Source organism: Saccharopolyspora rosea, assembly GCF_025643595.1.
GTDB lineage: Bacteria > Actinomycetota > Actinomycetes > Mycobacteriales > Pseudonocardiaceae > Saccharopolyspora > Saccharopolyspora rosea.
In genome coordinates this window covers 3,570,607-3,585,550 of record NZ_CP102826.1, presented here as the reverse complement: position 1 = coordinate 3,585,550, position 14,944 = coordinate 3,570,607, and the positions used below count along the sequence as shown (strand labels likewise).

Sequence of the window (14,944 nt, the reverse complement as noted above, 5' to 3'; positions counted from 1 at the left end):
GGGATTCAACGTGGAGCATCCAGGGGCGGCTTCAGACGCAGCGGCGGGAAGAGGTCGCAGGCGCCGCGATGTCGGCAGTCTCCAGGTCAGGTGTCGAAACGGCCGTCCTTGAGCGCGGACACGAACGCCGACCACTGCTTGCGGCTGGTGGTGAAATACCCGCCGGCGCGGTTTTTCGTATCCCGGACGGCGACGCCGTCACCAGTCCGGCCGACCTCGACGCAGTACGAGGTCTTGGTGTAGCTCGACGTCCTCCACGACGTTGCAGGTGGTCTCGTCATCGGTGCTCCTGCTGTCAGGATTCGGGGTCCTGGTGGGCATACGTCGACACGAGGCGTCGCAGGATGGCTCGTGCCTGGGAGCCTTCCGCGGCGGTCTCCCACAGGCCATCGAAGAGGCGGTGGAATTTCGCGAGTTCGTCGGCGTCGGTGATGGTCATTTCGATGTTGATGGTCTCGACGAGTGCCAGGTCGTCGAGGATGGCGAAACCGTGCAAGGGTACGACGGGCACCCGAACGTCCAGCGGCAGGATCGCAAGGCGGGTGGTGGACATCTCCGACAACGCGAGCAGGCGGTCGAGTTGCGCGGCCATGACGGGTGCGGGCGCGATCGGGTGCCGTAGAGCGGCTTCCGAGCACAGGATCTCGATCGTCTTGGTCGAGTCGTAGACAACGTGCTGTCGTGCCATGCGCGCCTGCACGGCCTCGTCGGTGTCGTGGCGGGTCTGGTGCAACTGGGCGGCGGTGGTGAAGACGTGCCGTGCGTACTCGGCTGTTTGGACCAGGCCGGGGACCAGTGCGATCTCGAACAGGCGGATGTGGGTGGCGCCGTGTTCGAGCTGCTGTCCGTACTCCTGCCGAGCGCGGTGGCCTTCCCGCAGTTGGCGTTTCCAGCTCGACGCCTCCAGCCGGATCTCCCGGAGTTCCTGTCGAAGCTCGGTTTGCGCGTCGGCTGAGGCCCCGGTGAGTTCGCAGTAGGTGACCACGTCGGCGTCCGACACGGATTGCTTCGCCGTCTCGATGCGCGACACCTTCGAGGGGTTCCAGCCCGCCTGGTGGGCCAGTTCCTTTCCGGACATGCCAGCCGCCTCGCGCAGTTGACGCAGGGCGTCTCCGAACGCGAGGCGGCGTGTGTCGTGGTCGGTCACCGGCTCCTCTGTGTCGCGTCGTGCATGTAGTCGGCGAACGGGACTGCATGATCCCATGCGGTCCGTTTCCACTCCCGGTACAGGTCCACCTCGTCCGGATCGTCGATCAACTCGGCGCCGACGAACTGCTGGTCGTGGAAGTGCATCCGGGCAACCCGGGTGTCGTCGAGCAACCAGAAGTCGTGCGCGGGCAGGGCGAGGTCTACCGCTTGGCTGGCAGTGAGCACCCGCATGTCTTCGCCCGCGCTGATGTTGGCCGGTGTGACGTCGAGTTGCCAGCGCTGGTACTCGGTGGGCGGCTGCTGGAAGACCCGGACTCGTGCGAACCGTCTGCCGCTTTGAGTCGCGGCGCGGACATCGTCGAGCCAGGGGCGTAACCAGTCGAGCGAGTCCGGTTCGCCTGCGCGCCAGCGGCGCCATGGTTCTTCTTCGGCGGGTTGCCGGTACGTGCCTTGGGTTTCCCAGCGCCATGCCTCGGTGCGGAACGAGCGGAGAAGTTCCGCGAACTCGGCGCCCGGCTCGATCCATGCCGTCATGGCGTCTTGGGGGCGTAGTCGAGCAGGGCGGCCGGGATCTCGACGGCCGTTTCGTGCTCGGGGAGTCCTCGTTCGCGCAGGGCCGCGAGAGCTTCGGGGTCGGTCACCTTGTACCCCTGTACGACGAAGGTGCCGCGATCGGTGCTGTAGAGGGTGGGGCAGGTGCCGGAGTGCGATGTGGTGCCTTCGAATGTCAGCTTCACGATGCCTCCTGTCGTCGGAACAAGACGCATCGTCGACGCAAGATGCGCATCGTTCAAGCATGAACACGGACATCTCCCTCTAACGGCCTAGCCAACTCTCGCTGTGCGTTGGTCCTATCGAGTGCAGTCCGCCTCGTAATTGCTTGGATTGCTTGAGTTGCATGATCGATGACTGCACACTGCCTCCCAAGATCCGACCTCGGAGGTGGTGGTGCGATGCACCCGTTTCACTGGGCTCCGGCGGGTGGCGCGAGGCATGCGAGTCGTGACTCGAAGCCGACCGGCGGTAACTACCCGACAGGCACGTTCGTGACCACGCTGTGCGGTTCCTACGTCGCGGCGGACAACAGTGACATGGCGTGGTTGTGGGAGACCTGCGCCGCTTGCAACAAGACGGCGCACGCGCTCGCCGCTGTCCCGACGGCGCATCTGCGTGCCGGTGCGCGATGACTGCCGATCTTCACAACCTCGGCCGGAAGATGCGCGGTGTGATCGTGGCCTTGCAGAGCGCGGTCGACGACGTCGAGCGGGGACATTACGGCGCTGAGGACCGCGAGCGGTTGGCCGGGTACCTGGACAACTCGCCGCAGAGTCGATGGCGCGCCGCTGGTCGTCGAGGGTGAAAGGGTCCCCCGATGAGCGCCATGTTCGTGGGCGTGCTCGTGCTTCTCACGGTCGCCGTCGGCTGTGCGCAGCTGTTGCAAGCCAAGGGACGTCGGCCGAGGCACGGCGACGGTGGGCACCTGGTCGACCGCATCGGCGGGGGCACCAGTCGTCGGTTGCGTGGGCGGCTTCACCTGCGTGGTGATCTCGCCGACGACCTGGCCCTGATCGAGACTCGGCGACGACCTGGCCGTGATCGAGACTCGGCGACTTCCGCTGGTGCAGACCGGATTGCCGGTGCACGACCGGGACGCGATGGCGCGTCATCCCGGCACGCTGCGGCGCGTGCTCGCCGCCCTGGAAGACCTCTGAGTCCGGCCCGGGTCGCGCACTCTCGACCTTCGCTGCCGGGCCGTCCGGCTGGGCGGCGCGTGCCCCACGCCGCAACCGGCCGCGCGGATGAGCCTCGCCGGCCGCTCGGCATCCAACGGCGGACCGCGAGGACGACGACAGCGTCAGCATCGACCACGGAGGGAAGCTGTGCAGCCATGGGAGCAGGTCGAGGGCGCGCCACTGCTGACGGGCGTCGCAGAGGGGGCCGCGGGGGCTGGATTGGCCCGGCCTCCGCCGCCGCGAGAATGAGCAACCCCGTGAACGAGAGGACGATGCCATGCAGCAGACAACCGTGATGCTCGACCACCCCGGCTGGATTGCCACCGGTGTCGGGCACGCCCGTGCGGTGCGCACCGAGTCCGGCGTGTTCGCCGTGGTATGTCGCGACAGCGGCGGCGGGCATGTCGTCGAGATCGACCTGGTGGAGGGGGCTGGGGCTGCGGCGCCGGTCGTCGATGTTGTGGATCCAGCCGAGCTGGACGGCGGCGATGCCATCGCGGCCGGGCTTCGGGCGGCCGGACCGGTCTCGCGGCTGCGCAATCCCGACTTGTGGGATGCGATCGCGACGTCGATCGTGCGGCAGGTGATCCGAGCCGGGCAGGCGCGCAAGCTCTACCGCGAGTTCAGCCGTGTGCACGGTGAACACGTCCACACCGCTGCTGGTGAGGCCCTGCTATTCCCGACTCCCGACGTCGTCCTCTCGCTGCCGGATGAGGAGTTCGTACGGCTGGGCATGGCATTCAAGAAGCGCCCGTTGCGCACCGCGGCCGAGGCCTACCTGGAGTTGGGCGCGAAATGGTCCGAGCTCCCGGCCGCCGACCTGGTCGCCGAAATCCAGTCCGTGCCGCGCATTGGCCCGTGGACGGCCGGTGCCACCGTCGCCGACGTGACCAACGACTACGCCCTGTATCCGTTCGCTGACCTTGCCGTTCGCACCTGGGCGAAACGCCTTGCGCCCGCGGGATCGTGGCCCGACGACGAACCGCGGTTCGCGCAGGTGTGGCAAGAGTTGGCGGGAGACCAGTTGTCCGCGAGGACACTGCTCACGCTTGCCTGGGGAGTTCGACATGCCACTGGAGTCGCCCTCTGACCTCGTCCTCGGCGCCGATCTCCAGCGCCGTCTCGACGCGTTGTTCGTCAACGCCCCGCTGCGCGACTACTCGATCCGCCCGCGCGTCAACGACTTCACGCTGCCCGTGCTGGGCATGGGCTACATCGCCACCTACGCCGCCCACCGCGGCATGAACGTCGGCGTCCTCGACGCCGAAGCACACGGCCTCGGACTCGACCACACCGCCCGGATCATCAACGACCTCGCGCCCCGCTGGGTCGGGTTCAATCTGCTCGCACCGACCTACGAGATCAGCGCCCGCCTGGCCGCCGCACTCCATCCCGAGATCAAGCTCTTGCTCGGTGGGCACCAGGCGAAGGCCATGCCCGCCGAGATCCTGACCGATCCGCGCATGGCCTGCTGTGAGGCCCTGGTGATCGGCGAGGCCGAGACCCGCGTCGTCGAGCTGTTGGAAGACCACCGCAACCGCGCCGAGCTGCCCGGCGTGATGTGGCTCGATCCCGTGCTCAAGACCCCGGTGACCGGCGGGCGTCCCAGCTCCGGCGGCTACCTGGCGCCTCCGATCAACCAGCTGCCGTTCGTCGACCGCCGGTTCCTCACCCAAGATCCCCACTTCGACGCCGGACGGTGGGAAGCCAACATGGTCGGCGCCCGCGGCTGCCCCTACGACTGTTCGTTCTGCGGCGCGGCGGTCTCGGCCAACCCGGACATCACCGTCCGCATCCGCGAGCCCGACAACATCCTCGCCGAGATGGACGAGCTGCGTCGCTGTGGTGTGAGCGCGTTCCGGTTCGTCGACGACCTGTTCCTGGGCGCCAAGCGGGTCATCAACACGATGATGACCGCGTTCACCGCCGAACGGGTCGGTGACTGGGCCGCGTGGGACGCCACCGGCCGGATCAACGTCCTCAACCGGGCCAGCGACGACATGCTCGACACCCTGGCCGCGAACGGCCTGCGCGAGGTCGCGCTCGGCGTCGAGTCAGGCAGCGAACGGGTGCTGCAGCTCATCGACAAGCGCATCGACCCGGAGATGACGCACTCGGTGGTCCGGCGGCTGACCGAGCGCGGCATCAACGTCAAGGGCTACTTCATCCTCGGGTTCCCCACCGAAACCGAGGCCGAGATCGACCAGACCGTGCGCCTGGTCCACGACCTGTGGGCCATCGCCGACGATCAGCCCGGCAGCTTCCGGGCTTCGGCGTTCGAGTACCGGCCCTACCCCGGAACTCCAGACTGGACGCGGCTGATGGCCACCGGCCGCTACACCGTCGACCAGTTGCTCAACTACACCGCGGTCGATCTCACCAGCAGCGGAGCAGAAGCCGCGATGCGCGAGCGCGACGAGTTCAACTTCTCGGTCAACCTCCAGCTCTCCGAAGCGCCAATCGACTACGTACGCCGCAACCTCGTGTCCCTGAGCCGCGAACAGTACGAACGGAAGGTCGCCGCATGACCGAGGGCAGCCAGCCCGGCTTCTTCGTCATTCTGGATGGAATGGCCGGCGCGGGCAAGACCACCACAGTCCGGCTGCTGGGTGCGCACTTGCGCGATCTCGGCTACCGGGTGCACACCACCGCCGAGCCCACACGCGACCACCTCGGCGAACTCGCCCGGCGACAGACCGACCGCTACCGGGGCCGGGCGCTGGCCTGCCTGATCGCCGCCGACCGGTACCACCACATCGAAACCGAAATCCGCCCACGGCTGCGGCGCGGGCAGATCGTGCTCTGCGATCGCTACGTCCCGTCGTCCTACGTGCTCCAACAGATCGACGGGGTGCCGCTGGGGTTCCTCGAAGCCCTCAACGGCGGCGCCGACCGCCCGGATCTGGCCGTGATACTGCTGACCGCCCCGGAGGTAGCCGCTGCGCGCATCGCAGGACGCGGTGCGCACGACCGATTCCAGTCTGGCGTCGACGCCAGCCGGACCGAGGCGCGGATGTATCGGGAGACCGCGGCCAACCTGCAACGCCAGGGCCAGCCGGTCCTCACGATCGACACCACCCGGCGCGAGCCTCGCACGGTCGTGCAGCTGATCGCTGAACGAATCGCCGAGCGGATCACCAGCAACGCCCTGCACCACGGCGAACGGGAGGCCGGCGCGTAAGCTGCGGCCGATCCGGGCGCGCACCAGCCCCGCGGATGTGTGCCCGGTCCGGCCGTAGCCCCGACCGCGAGGAACTCGTCGTGCCCGATCGCCACCTCGTCGACGTCCATGTCCTTCTCGTCCGTGACGCGGAGCTTCTGCTCACCCGCCGTCGGGGCGGGGCGTTCGACGGGATGTGGCACCTGCCCTCCGGCAAGCTCGACGCGGGCGAGGACGTGCTCACCGCGGCCGCCCGCGAGGCGGAGGAAGAGGTCGGCGTCGTGATCGACCCGGCCGGCCTCGACCACGTCCACACCGTGCACGTCAACGGCTCCGGACCCGAACCCCGGCTCGGCCTGTTCTTCGCCACCACCAGCTGGATCGGCGAGCCCACCAACCGCGAGCCGGACAAGTGCAGCGGCATCGGCTGGTTCGACCTGCACGCACTGCCCGCCAACTTGATCGAGTACCCGGCCGCGGGCATCACCGCCTACCGCCGCGGTACCTCGCTCTCGGTCATCGGCTGGAACGAACACCCGCAGCCTCGGCCCGCCGACACCGTGCATGGATAGCCCGGAAAACGCACCGAGTGCCCCGCGTTCGGTGGTCAGGACGCTGTTGGTGAATCCGTCCTGTCGCCATGAGCCGGGGTCTGTAACGGAAACACCGTTCCCGTTACAGACCCGCCGCAGAGCGGGCACGCCGGTCGTCGGCGGTAAGGGTTCTCCTGGTCTCGCACCGATGTCGACGCCCAGCCAGCGTCAGGACTGATGTGCTGCGTTGGTCGTTCGTTGGGCTCTGAGCATGTCGAGACGTTCTTGAAGCAGTGCTTCCAGCTCGGGTCGGGTGCGGCGTTCGAGCAGCATGTCCCAGTGCGTGCGCGGCCGTTTCGTTGCCGCGGGCGTCGAGCTCCTGCTCCGGGGCGAGCGGGCCGGGATGCTGTGTCGTGGGCATTCCCAGACGTCCGGTACGTCCGCGTCCGTGGCCAGTGGCACCTCGAACTCATGCCCGGTCGGGCATGAGTACGTCGTGCGCTGGCGAGGTGCGGGTGCGTAGTCGTCTGCCTGTTGTGGATCGTTGCGTCCTATGCGGACGGTCTTGAGGGAGATCGTCGTCTCTCGGGCCATGTTGTGAAACCTGTTGGTGCGTCAGGCCGCGTGACGCGGCGTGGCGGTCTGGGTGAGATCCGGAGTCGGTGGTGTGCCCGCCGGTAATGGCGGCCGGGCACACCACCTTGGTGTTGCGGCGGGGTGGCGAGGGTGTCGATCGAGTGGCGTCCCGTGCGGTGGCGTGTGGGTAGCTCGTCGACCGACAGCGGATGCCGAGGTTCGGCGATGGCGTGTTCGTCGAGATCGACGTGGTGCGGGCAGTCCTGGCAGAGCAGGCAGCCGGGCCACCTCCACGCGGGGAGAAATCCGCAGGCGATCTCGCGCTGGCCGGGCAGCGTTCGGCCGCAAAGGGACGTGCCGTCGTCGTCGAGAAGGTGAAGGATCGACGATCCGCGTGGGCTTGCTGCCCAGCACAGGTCCTCGACGGCGACTATCAGCCTGGTGCGGCGCGGCGGTGGGGCGCATGCGAGGTTGCCGGGCCTGCACTGGGGATTTGGTTTTCCCGGATCGTCCTCTCGTCGAGGTGACTGAGGCGGACGTGTGCTTGGCCATGCCGCGATGAGCAGGCATATCGCCAGAAGTGCTCCCGCGAGCCATGCGGTGGGCACTACGCGCGTCCTTTCTGATCAGCGTGGAAAGCTGGGGAGGGGCCGTCCGGGCAGCCACAGATCTGGCAGGCGGCTGGTGGCCGCGCTCGGGGCCGCTGTGGTGCCGTGTGGGGGTAAGGCGAGGAGTTCGGTGAGAACCTCGGCCACCGTGCCGCGTGTGTCCCACAGGGCCTGCGGACGGGTGTGGAAGTCGAGGTCGTCGAGTCGCACCCTGGCGGCCAGGGCGTCGGTGGCCGAGTAGGACAGGAAGAACTCCACGACGCCGCCGGTGGTCCGAACACCCTGGATCGCGAGGACGTCGTCCCACCTCGGCAGGTGGTAGAAGCGGAATCCCGCGCGGACCGCGGCTTCTAGAGCCGCCAGGTGTGGCCGCATCCATGGTTCCGGTGGGCCGATCACATCGAGCATGCGCATCTCCTGTTCGAGGGCCTACCGCAGCAGACCTTGGCGTCGAGAGGAACGGGCTGACCGAGCAGCACCTGCGGGTGCCTGGTTGGAAGGACCGCACGCGGTGCGCGGATGGTCGTCGTCCTCCAAGTGGTCGGCTTTGCCGCAGTTTCCGCAGCTCAGCAAGGGTTGGTCACCTCCTTTCGTCGTGCTCGTGGTCGTCACGGCCGTTGGCCCCATCGGCGTCGCATGGCCGACAGGTAGCGGCCGAGCTGCTCGGGGTTGGTGGGATCGATCGGCACCGCGCCATCAGCCGCCCCGGGATGGGAGAGACTGCGCTGACGAACCGGCTGCGAACCCGGTGTGAACCAGGGGTTCTGCCCGGATTCAGCCAGCGGGGCTGCCGGTATGGGCTGGGTGTCGACCACGTCCGAGTCGTCGCGTGTGGGCGCGGTCGAGTGGTCGTCGTTGCTCGGCCTGCGGTGCTTGGGCTTGCCATCGCCGAACGCTGCGCGGGCTCCGATGACGGGGAGACCGTCAGGGCCAAGGCGGGTGTGTCGTCCCACGATGCACGCCCACGGTGGTCACGACGGCCGGGAACCCGACCGGAAACCTGAACTCCCACGGCTGGGCCGGTCGACGGCGCGTGTGCGTCGAAGGAGATCGACACAGGCCGCGTGGACCTGGCGCCGAGGACGCTCTCTCCGGGCATCGTCCCGTGGAGGCGCCAGGTAGCTTTCGCCGCACAGCGCGAGGATCAGGCGCTGTTCGATGCCATACGCGCCGCGCTCGCCGGGCATGGTCACCGGTTGCCCACCGGCGGTGCGCGGGTAGTGGAGCACGCCATCGCGGACACCCGGGCACGGCGTCTGCGGGGTGATGTCCGCGATCCTCATCGCGCCCGTCCTGCCCGGTCGACGGCGGTCGAGCACGCGCTGGCGTGCACGATGGAACGCGTCACGGCCACGACCGCCGACCACGGGGGCAAGAGTCGGTCCGGCATGGGGCGCTGGTGCCACCGATCGCTCGCCGAGGGCGGCGGAACGACGAGTTCGCCCTGGGGCGGTACCGCGTGCACGCGGGCCCGGCGCAGTTCGGGCCGGAGCACGACGGTGTCGTGCCCGCAGGGCGCGGTGAGGAAGGTCCACCAGCGGTCCTGGTCGTCACGGTAGACCGGGCCGGCCAACAGCTTGGTGTCCAACGCCGCGGACACCGCTTCGCCCAGGGATCGGGGCAGGACCAGTGCGTCCAGCACGTCGCCGGTGCGCATGACCAGCCTGTGGTGTGCGCTGTCGATACGCACCGGCCACCCCAGCCGCTGGGCGAAAAACCGTGCCGCCCAAGCGAGATCGTCGTCGATGCCGTCGTGTCGGGTATCGGTCGTTGCGTCGGGGGACATGCCGTGTCAGCTCCTTTCCGGTGTGGACGTCGGGACGTCGGCGGCGATTCCGCCGTGATGCGGCGATGCCTGTCCCCGCCGCGAAGGGGTCGGGAAAGGCATCGCTCGTCGGCAGTGGCGAACCAGCCGACGGAGGAAGGCCGTGGCACGGCGAGCGGAGCGCCGGTCCAGCAGATGCAGCTCGGGATCGGGCAGCGTGGCCCGGCCGTGCAGGACACGCGCACACCCAGCGCAGCGCGGCCCCGGCGGCATGAACAGCGGCCCCGGCACCACCCGGTGACCGCACAGCGCTTCCGACAAGCCAGAACCATCGCGGTAGGCGCGGACGAACTCCTCGTCCGAGACCACATGGTCGTGGCCGTCAACGCAGCTGAGCGTCCAGGCGAAGCCGAACCGTTCGGTCGTGGTCATGATCACCTCCTCGAAGAGGGGGGCAGGCGGCGCGCGGAGTCAGTGCGGGCTGGGAGTGACTCGACGCGGCGCCGCCTGCCCCCATGTGCCCGAACCGGTTCGGGGCCCGGGCGGGCTGGCTTAGCGCCACGGAGCCGGTGGCTCGGGCGCTGTGGGGCTTGGTCCTTCGTGGGCGGCTACAGCACCGCGACCGCGGAGTGAGCGGCCGAGGGGAGCTGCTGAGCCCGTCGTCGCGAGGTCACCGCCAATGCGGCGGAACCCTAGCGTCGACGACGGGTTGTATCGTGAGCGATAATTTTCATGAGAGCAAGGAGCGAGTGTCGTTGAAGAGAATCTTTCACTCGATCAGTCGAAAGCGAGCCGCGATAGGCTGCGCAACGTACATGCGATCGCCACCGACTGTTGACGTGTCCGGAGGTGCCAGGTGCCCGAGAACGGCGCGAACGTTCGCCAGCGCAAGGTTGCTCGTACGCTGCGCGAATGGCGCAAGTCCAAGGGCGCGACCCAAGACGACGTAGCGAAGCAGCTCCGCTGGTCGGTGCCCAAGCTCAGCCGATACGAGCGCGCCGACACGGTGGCTGGGCCAGCTGAGATCATCGCGATCGGCACGGTCCTGCACATCGACGAGGAAGAGCGGGACCGCCTGGTACGTCTGGCGATGGCGTCGTTCGAAAGCGGCTGGTGGAGCGCGTACTCGTCGGAGGTCGTCCGCGGTGACTTCGAGGACTACCTCGAAGTCGAAGCCGCCGCCACGAAGCTGCGCTCCTTCGAGATCCACCTGGTCCCAGGGCTGCTGCAGACGGCTGACTACTACGACGCGATCCTCCGCGGAGGCGTTCGCGCCGTCGATGACGAGCTTGCGCAAGCCCGAACGCAACTACGTAGGCAACGGCAGGCACGGCTCGACCACGAAGATCACCCGCTGACCTACCACGCGATCGTTCACGAGTCGGCCCTCCAACTTCCGATTGGCGGTGCCGAAGTGATGCGGGAACAGCTCGACTTCCTGCTCGCCAGGAGTGAACTCGGCAACGTCACCGTGCAAGTCCTTCCAATCGACGCCGGTGCGTATCCCGGCATCGGAACCGCGTACCACCTGGTCACCTTCGGTCCAGACCATGCCGAGGGTGTCTACCTGGAGAACCTGCACGACGGTCTCTACGTCGAGGAGGACGAGGAGATCGAGGTATATACCCTGGCGTTCGAACGGCTCGAACGCCGAGCCCTGCCCGCGGACGCGTCAGCTGACCGGATCGCCGAGATCCGGGATAGCTGGGGACCTAGAGACTAAGGAGTGACCGACATGCCCGCGCCAGACTTCACCAGCGCACGCTGGCGCAAGAGCACCCGCAGCAACGAGGCCAACGCGTGCGTGGAGGTGGCCTCGACCCAGGACGTGGTCGGGGTTCGCGACACCAAGGAGCAGGGCCGCGGTCCGATCCTCGCCTTCTCTCGTGATCATTGGACGTTGTTCTTGAAAAACCTCAAGCACGGAAGCCTTGACGTGCACTGAACCAGAGGCAGCGTTGACCCCTTCTCTCGGGACCTTGAGAGAAGGGGTCTTTTGCTCCGTCGCCAGTCGCTGCCGCCGTCCTGGAACCCGGGCGGGCGAGCGGGTGGGCACCAAGGATTGGCGGTCAGGGACTGCGACTTCGATGGGAGGACAGTCTCGGGTCTACCGGGAATCCTCCTCGGAGATCAGCTGGACTTCTGAGGGCGACAAGAATTGCGGTGTTGGTGGTCATTGCCTTCCATTGCAGTTTCGGGGGCCAGTGGGTGGGTTTCTCCGGTGAGGGCGGAGAGGGCGGCGGCGACTTCCTCCAGGCCGGCACGTACGTAGGTGGTGGTCACGCCGGTGTCTCCGCTGCTGTCGGTGTGTCCGGCGTAGGCGCGGGCGACGGCGTAGCCGAAGTGGCGTTCGACCCAGGTGAGGGTGGTGTGACGCAGCCAGTGGGTGCTGATCTGTTGGGTGGCGACCCACGGCAGGTGTTGGCCGATGCGGTGCCAGAGGTGGTCGTAGCGGCGGGTGGTGATCGGTTTCCCGGTGCGGTAGCGCAGTAGCTGCCCACCGGATTCGGCGGCCCCACGGTGGTGGGCGTGCTCGTGCAGGTGGCGTATCAGGGTGGGGGAGACGGGTTGCCATCGTTGGGTGTCGCCTTTCTCCCGCAGCAGGATCAGGCTTTGGGTGGGATCGAGATCTGCGGGTGTGAGGGCGAGTGCTCCTCCGCGGCGGCAGGCGGTTTCGATGTGCAGCCGCAGGATCAGGCTGTCCAGGATGGGGTCGTTGCCGGTGGTCGCGGCGATGCGGGTGACCTCCTCGACTCCGGAGTCGGGCAGTCCGCGGCGGGTGCTGGGTTGGCGGCGTGGTTTGGCGACCTGGCGGGCTGGGTTGTCGGCCTCGGCGATGATGCGGTCGGCGACGGCGTGGTTGTACAGGCAGCGCATGGCGGCGATGAGGTGTTCGGCGGCGCTGTGCCCGCCGCGGGCGTTGCGCCGTCGTACCCGTTGAGTGCGGACCTGCTCGGCGAGCCGTTTGATGTCCGACGCGGTGGGTTCGTCCAACCGGCGGTGTCCCCACTCGGTGTTGATGCGTTTCCAGTACGAGGCGTAGACGCGGCGGGTGCCGTCGGAGACGGCGGCGGCGACCTGGGGGATGTAGTCGGCGAAGGTCGGTACTGCCAGCCGGGGGGATGGGGTGTCGAGAAGGTCCTGGGGTGTGACTCCCATGCGTTGCAGGACCAGGCGGGCGGCGTCGAGTTCGGGGCGCTGGGAGGTGTCGGTCATGACGTGGCACCTCCCAGCAGGGCGGCGTGGTACTCGGCGACGAGAGCCCACACGGTGCTCATCGTGTGGATGATCACTGCGTCCTGTCGGCGGTCCGAGGCCAGAAGCACCCGCTCACCGGGGACCAGTGCGCACCAGTGGCGGGCTGCGGCTGGCAGCCGTAGGTAGCCCTGGGAGGTTAGGGTGAACAGTCCGTTGTCGCTGGCCCGCACTACCACCGACCCGGGCACGGCGCGCATCTCCAGCCGTTGATCCTCGCGCCAGCCCAACGCTTGCACGACGGAGCGGTCCGAGACCCGCCCGCGGGTATCCACCGCAGCCACCGCGCAGACCTCAGTGGTCTGGTCGTCGGAGCAGGGCAATGCGGGTAGCGGCATCGCACGCCGGTTCCGGGGCGTGCTCGCGGTGACGGCGCGACCTGGTGCCTGCCGAGGCACCACTGCGGGGATGGTGATCTCAGCCATGGCGATCACCCCCGCAAGGGCTCGCCAACCGGGCATGGACCAAGCACAACAAGGCGGCGGCGCTGGGAGCGCCTGCCGCCTTGTTCCTGTCGGTTTCCTGTAGCGAATCTGCTACACCGTTGTGTCGGAGGGGGGACTTGAACCCCCACGCCCATTAATAGGGCACTAGCACCTCAAGCTAGCGCGTCTGCCATTCCGCCACTCCGACGCCTCGGGGCTGTCCGGTGTTTCCCGGGCCTCCCCGCTGTGTTGTGACACCAGATTAGCCCATGGTCATCTGGGGCCCAACAGCACCCCCCCTGTTTGCCGATCGGGTGATAGAAATGCCTGGTGAGCGAGCACAGCGAGACTTCCGGAACTGATCAGGACCTGGGGCTGCGGCGGGCCGAGGACGAGGTCGTCGGGTTGGCGAGTGATCTGATTCGCATCGACACGACGAACACCGGGGATGCGGAGACGCTCGTCGGGGAGCGGGCCGCTGCCGAGTACGTGGCCGAGAAGCTGGGTGAGGTCGGGTACGAGATCACCTACGTGAAGTCCGGGGACCACGCCGGGCGGGGGAACGTGGTGGCGCGGTTGCCCGGGGCCGACTCGTCGCGGGGTGGGTTGCTGGTGCACGGGCACCTGGACGTGGTGCCCGCTGATCCCGCCGAGTGGTCCGTGCACCCCTTCTCCGGGGCCGTGCAGGACGGCTACGTGTGGGGGCGCGGCGCCGTCGACATGAAGGACATGGTGGCGATGAGCCTCGCGGTGGCGCGGCGGTTCAAGCGGGACGGGATCACGCCGCCGCGGGACCTCGTGTTCGCGTTCCTGGCCGATGAGGAGGCCGGCGGGCTCCAGGGGGCGCAGTGGTTGGTCGACCACCGGCCGGAGCTGTTCGAGGGGTGCACCGAAGCGATCAGCGAGGTCGGCGGGTTCTCCGTGACGCTCAAGGACGGGGTGCGCACCTACCTGGTCCAGACCGCGGAGAAGGGCATCCGGTGGTTGACGCTGCGGGTGCGGGGCCGGGCCGGGCACGGGTCGATGGTGCACGACGACAACGCCGTCACGAAGCTCGCCGAGGCCGTGGCGAAGCTGGGGCAGCACCGGTTCCCGCTGGTGCTGACCGACTCGGTGCGGGAGTTCCTCGACGGTGTCACCGAGATCACCGGGTGGGAGTTCCCGGAGGACGACATCGAGGGCGCGGTGGCCAAGCTGGGCAACCTGTCCCGCATCGTCGGGGCGACGCTGCGCGACACCGCCAACCCGACGATGCTCACCGCGGGCTACAAGCACAACGTGATCCCGTCGGTGGCCGAGGCCGCCGTGGACTGCCGGATCCTGCCCGGCCGGGAGGAGGCGTTCGAACGGGAGCTCGCCGAGCTGCTCGGGCCCGACGTGGAGCGCGAGTGGGTCGGGCTGCCGCCGGTGGAGACCAAGTTCGAGGGCCGCATCGTCGACACCATGTCGGCCTCGCTGCTGGCCGAGGACCCGGGCGCGCGGGCGCTGCCGTACATGATGTCCGGTGGCACCGACGCCAAGTCGTTCAGCCGGATGGGCATGAGCTGCTACGGGTTCGCGCCGTTGAAGCTGCCCGCCGACCTGGACTTCGCCGCCCTGTTCCACGGCGTGGACGAGCGGGTTCCGGTGGACGCGCTGCGGTTCGGCACCCGAGTGCTGGACCGGTTCCTGCGCGACTGCTGATCCGCACCGTCGGTGCCGTCTGGTTCCATCGACCCGAGTCGATCATGGCCGGAGGTG

Annotated in this window: 20 protein-coding genes and 1 tRNA gene; 9 read left to right on the top strand and 12 right to left on the bottom strand. The window is 68.2% G+C overall.

Annotated features, from left to right (window positions below):
* Positions 1 to 86: 86 nt before the first annotated feature.
* Genes NV263_RS16715 through NV263_RS16700 form a run of 4 tightly spaced genes read right to left on the bottom strand, consistent with a single transcriptional unit; the run spans position 87 to position 1,886 of the window.
* On the bottom strand, positions 87 to 281 hold the full coding sequence (locus NV263_RS16715) for a DUF397 domain-containing protein (RefSeq protein ID WP_263247234.1): 195 nt from the start codon (positions 279 to 281) through the stop codon (positions 87 to 89).
* Positions 282 to 295: 14 nt separating this feature from the next.
* The gene (locus NV263_RS16710) at positions 296 to 1,147 is read right to left on the bottom strand and encodes a helix-turn-helix domain-containing protein (RefSeq protein WP_263247233.1); all 852 of its coding nucleotides are present in this window, start codon (positions 1,145 to 1,147) and stop codon (positions 296 to 298) included.
* The gene (locus tag NV263_RS16705) at positions 1,144 to 1,683 is read right to left on the bottom strand and encodes a DUF6879 family protein (RefSeq protein WP_263247232.1); all 540 of its coding nucleotides are present in this window, start codon (positions 1,681 to 1,683) and stop codon (positions 1,144 to 1,146) included. The genes NV263_RS16710 and NV263_RS16705 overlap by 4 nt, the downstream gene beginning before the upstream one ends.
* Positions 1,680 to 1,886: a hypothetical protein gene (locus NV263_RS16700; protein WP_263247231.1), complete on the bottom strand. Its 207-nt coding sequence runs from the start codon at positions 1,884 to 1,886 to the stop codon at positions 1,680 to 1,682. Before NV263_RS16700 ends, NV263_RS16705 begins: the two co-directional genes overlap by 4 nt.
* 168 nt (positions 1,887 to 2,054) lie before the next feature.
* Here NV263_RS16700 and NV263_RS16695 point away from each other — a divergent pair, with 168 nt between their 5' ends.
* The 5 genes from NV263_RS16695 (at position 2,055) to NV263_RS16675 (ending at position 6,614) form a co-directional block, all read left to right on the top strand.
* Positions 2,055 to 2,336: a zinc finger protein gene (locus tag NV263_RS16695; RefSeq protein ID WP_317630332.1), complete on the top strand. Its 282-nt coding sequence runs from the start codon at positions 2,055 to 2,057 to the stop codon at positions 2,334 to 2,336.
* Positions 2,337 to 3,159: 823 nt separating this feature from the next.
* Positions 3,160 to 3,972: a DNA glycosylase family protein gene (locus NV263_RS16690; protein WP_263247229.1), complete on the top strand. Its 813-nt coding sequence runs from the start codon at positions 3,160 to 3,162 to the stop codon at positions 3,970 to 3,972.
* A complete protein-coding gene (locus NV263_RS16685) occupies positions 3,950 to 5,410 on the top strand; it encodes a B12-binding domain-containing radical SAM protein (protein ID WP_263247228.1) in 1,461 nt (486 codons plus the stop codon). The genes NV263_RS16690 and NV263_RS16685 overlap by 23 nt, the downstream gene beginning before the upstream one ends.
* Positions 5,407 to 6,063, top strand: coding sequence for a dTMP kinase (tmk, locus tag NV263_RS16680; RefSeq protein WP_263247227.1), 657 nt, complete (start codon positions 5,407 to 5,409; stop codon positions 6,061 to 6,063). Before NV263_RS16685 ends, tmk begins: the two co-directional genes overlap by 4 nt.
* Positions 6,064 to 6,143: 80 nt before the next feature.
* Complete coding sequence (locus tag NV263_RS16675; protein ID WP_263247226.1) at positions 6,144 to 6,614, top strand: NUDIX hydrolase; 471 nt, start codon at positions 6,144 to 6,146, stop codon at positions 6,612 to 6,614.
* Positions 6,615 to 6,803: 189 nt separating this feature from the next.
* Here NV263_RS16675 and NV263_RS16670 read toward each other — a convergent pair whose 3' ends face one another.
* Positions 6,804 to 7,169 (bottom strand): RNA polymerase-binding protein RbpA, encoded by a 366-nt coding sequence (locus NV263_RS16670; RefSeq protein WP_263247224.1) that lies wholly within the window; start codon positions 7,167 to 7,169, stop codon positions 6,804 to 6,806.
* Between the two features lie 212 nt (positions 7,170 to 7,381).
* On the opposite strand from NV263_RS16670, the gene NV263_RS16665 reads away from it, so the two are divergent.
* Entirely contained in the window at positions 7,382 to 7,678 is a 297-nt protein-coding gene (locus NV263_RS16665) for a hypothetical protein (RefSeq protein ID WP_263247223.1), read from the top strand.
* Between the two features lie 99 nt (positions 7,679 to 7,777).
* Here NV263_RS16665 and NV263_RS16660 read toward each other — a convergent pair whose 3' ends face one another.
* From NV263_RS16660 to NV263_RS16645, 4 genes are all read right to left on the bottom strand, one after another.
* A complete protein-coding gene (locus NV263_RS16660) occupies positions 7,778 to 8,167 on the bottom strand; it encodes a hypothetical protein (protein ID WP_263247222.1) in 390 nt (129 codons plus the stop codon).
* A 200-nt stretch (positions 8,168 to 8,367) separates the two neighbouring features.
* The gene (locus NV263_RS16655; protein WP_263247221.1) at positions 8,368 to 8,574 is read right to left on the bottom strand and encodes a hypothetical protein; all 207 of its coding nucleotides are present in this window, start codon (positions 8,572 to 8,574) and stop codon (positions 8,368 to 8,370) included.
* A gap of 464 nt (positions 8,575 to 9,038) precedes the next feature.
* Positions 9,039 to 9,545 (bottom strand): hypothetical protein, encoded by a 507-nt coding sequence (locus NV263_RS16650; RefSeq protein ID WP_263247220.1) that lies wholly within the window; start codon positions 9,543 to 9,545, stop codon positions 9,039 to 9,041.
* A 6-nt stretch (positions 9,546 to 9,551) separates the two neighbouring features.
* The gene (locus tag NV263_RS16645; RefSeq protein WP_263247219.1) at positions 9,552 to 9,956 is read right to left on the bottom strand and encodes a hypothetical protein; all 405 of its coding nucleotides are present in this window, start codon (positions 9,954 to 9,956) and stop codon (positions 9,552 to 9,554) included.
* Positions 9,957 to 10,380: 424 nt separating this feature from the next.
* Between NV263_RS16645 and NV263_RS16640 the strand changes: the two genes are divergently transcribed.
* A complete protein-coding gene (locus NV263_RS16640) occupies positions 10,381 to 11,247 on the top strand; it encodes a helix-turn-helix domain-containing protein (RefSeq protein ID WP_263247218.1) in 867 nt (288 codons plus the stop codon).
* Between the two features lie 12 nt (positions 11,248 to 11,259).
* Positions 11,260 to 11,469, top strand: a complete 210-nt coding sequence (locus tag NV263_RS16635) for a DUF397 domain-containing protein (protein ID WP_263254228.1) — start codon at positions 11,260 to 11,262, stop codon at positions 11,467 to 11,469.
* Between the two features lie 185 nt (positions 11,470 to 11,654).
* Here NV263_RS16635 and NV263_RS16630 read toward each other — a convergent pair whose 3' ends face one another.
* The 3 genes from NV263_RS16630 to NV263_RS16620 all read right to left on the bottom strand — a co-directional run bounded on the left by NV263_RS16630 (position 11,655) and on the right by NV263_RS16620 (position 13,412).
* Entirely contained in the window at positions 11,655 to 12,740 is a 1,086-nt protein-coding gene (locus NV263_RS16630; RefSeq protein WP_263247217.1) for a tyrosine-type recombinase/integrase, read from the bottom strand.
* Positions 12,737 to 13,204, bottom strand: coding sequence for a hypothetical protein (locus NV263_RS16625; RefSeq protein WP_263247216.1), 468 nt, complete (start codon positions 13,202 to 13,204; stop codon positions 12,737 to 12,739). Before NV263_RS16625 ends, NV263_RS16630 begins: the two co-directional genes overlap by 4 nt.
* Before the next feature lie 122 nt (positions 13,205 to 13,326).
* A tRNA-Leu gene (locus NV263_RS16620) sits at positions 13,327 to 13,412 on the bottom strand.
* A 122-nt stretch (positions 13,413 to 13,534) separates the two neighbouring features.
* Here NV263_RS16620 and NV263_RS16615 point away from each other — a divergent pair.
* On the top strand, positions 13,535 to 14,887 hold the full coding sequence (locus NV263_RS16615) for a M20/M25/M40 family metallo-hydrolase (protein ID WP_263247215.1): 1,353 nt from the start codon (positions 13,535 to 13,537) through the stop codon (positions 14,885 to 14,887).
* Positions 14,888 to 14,944 lie beyond the last annotated feature (57 nt).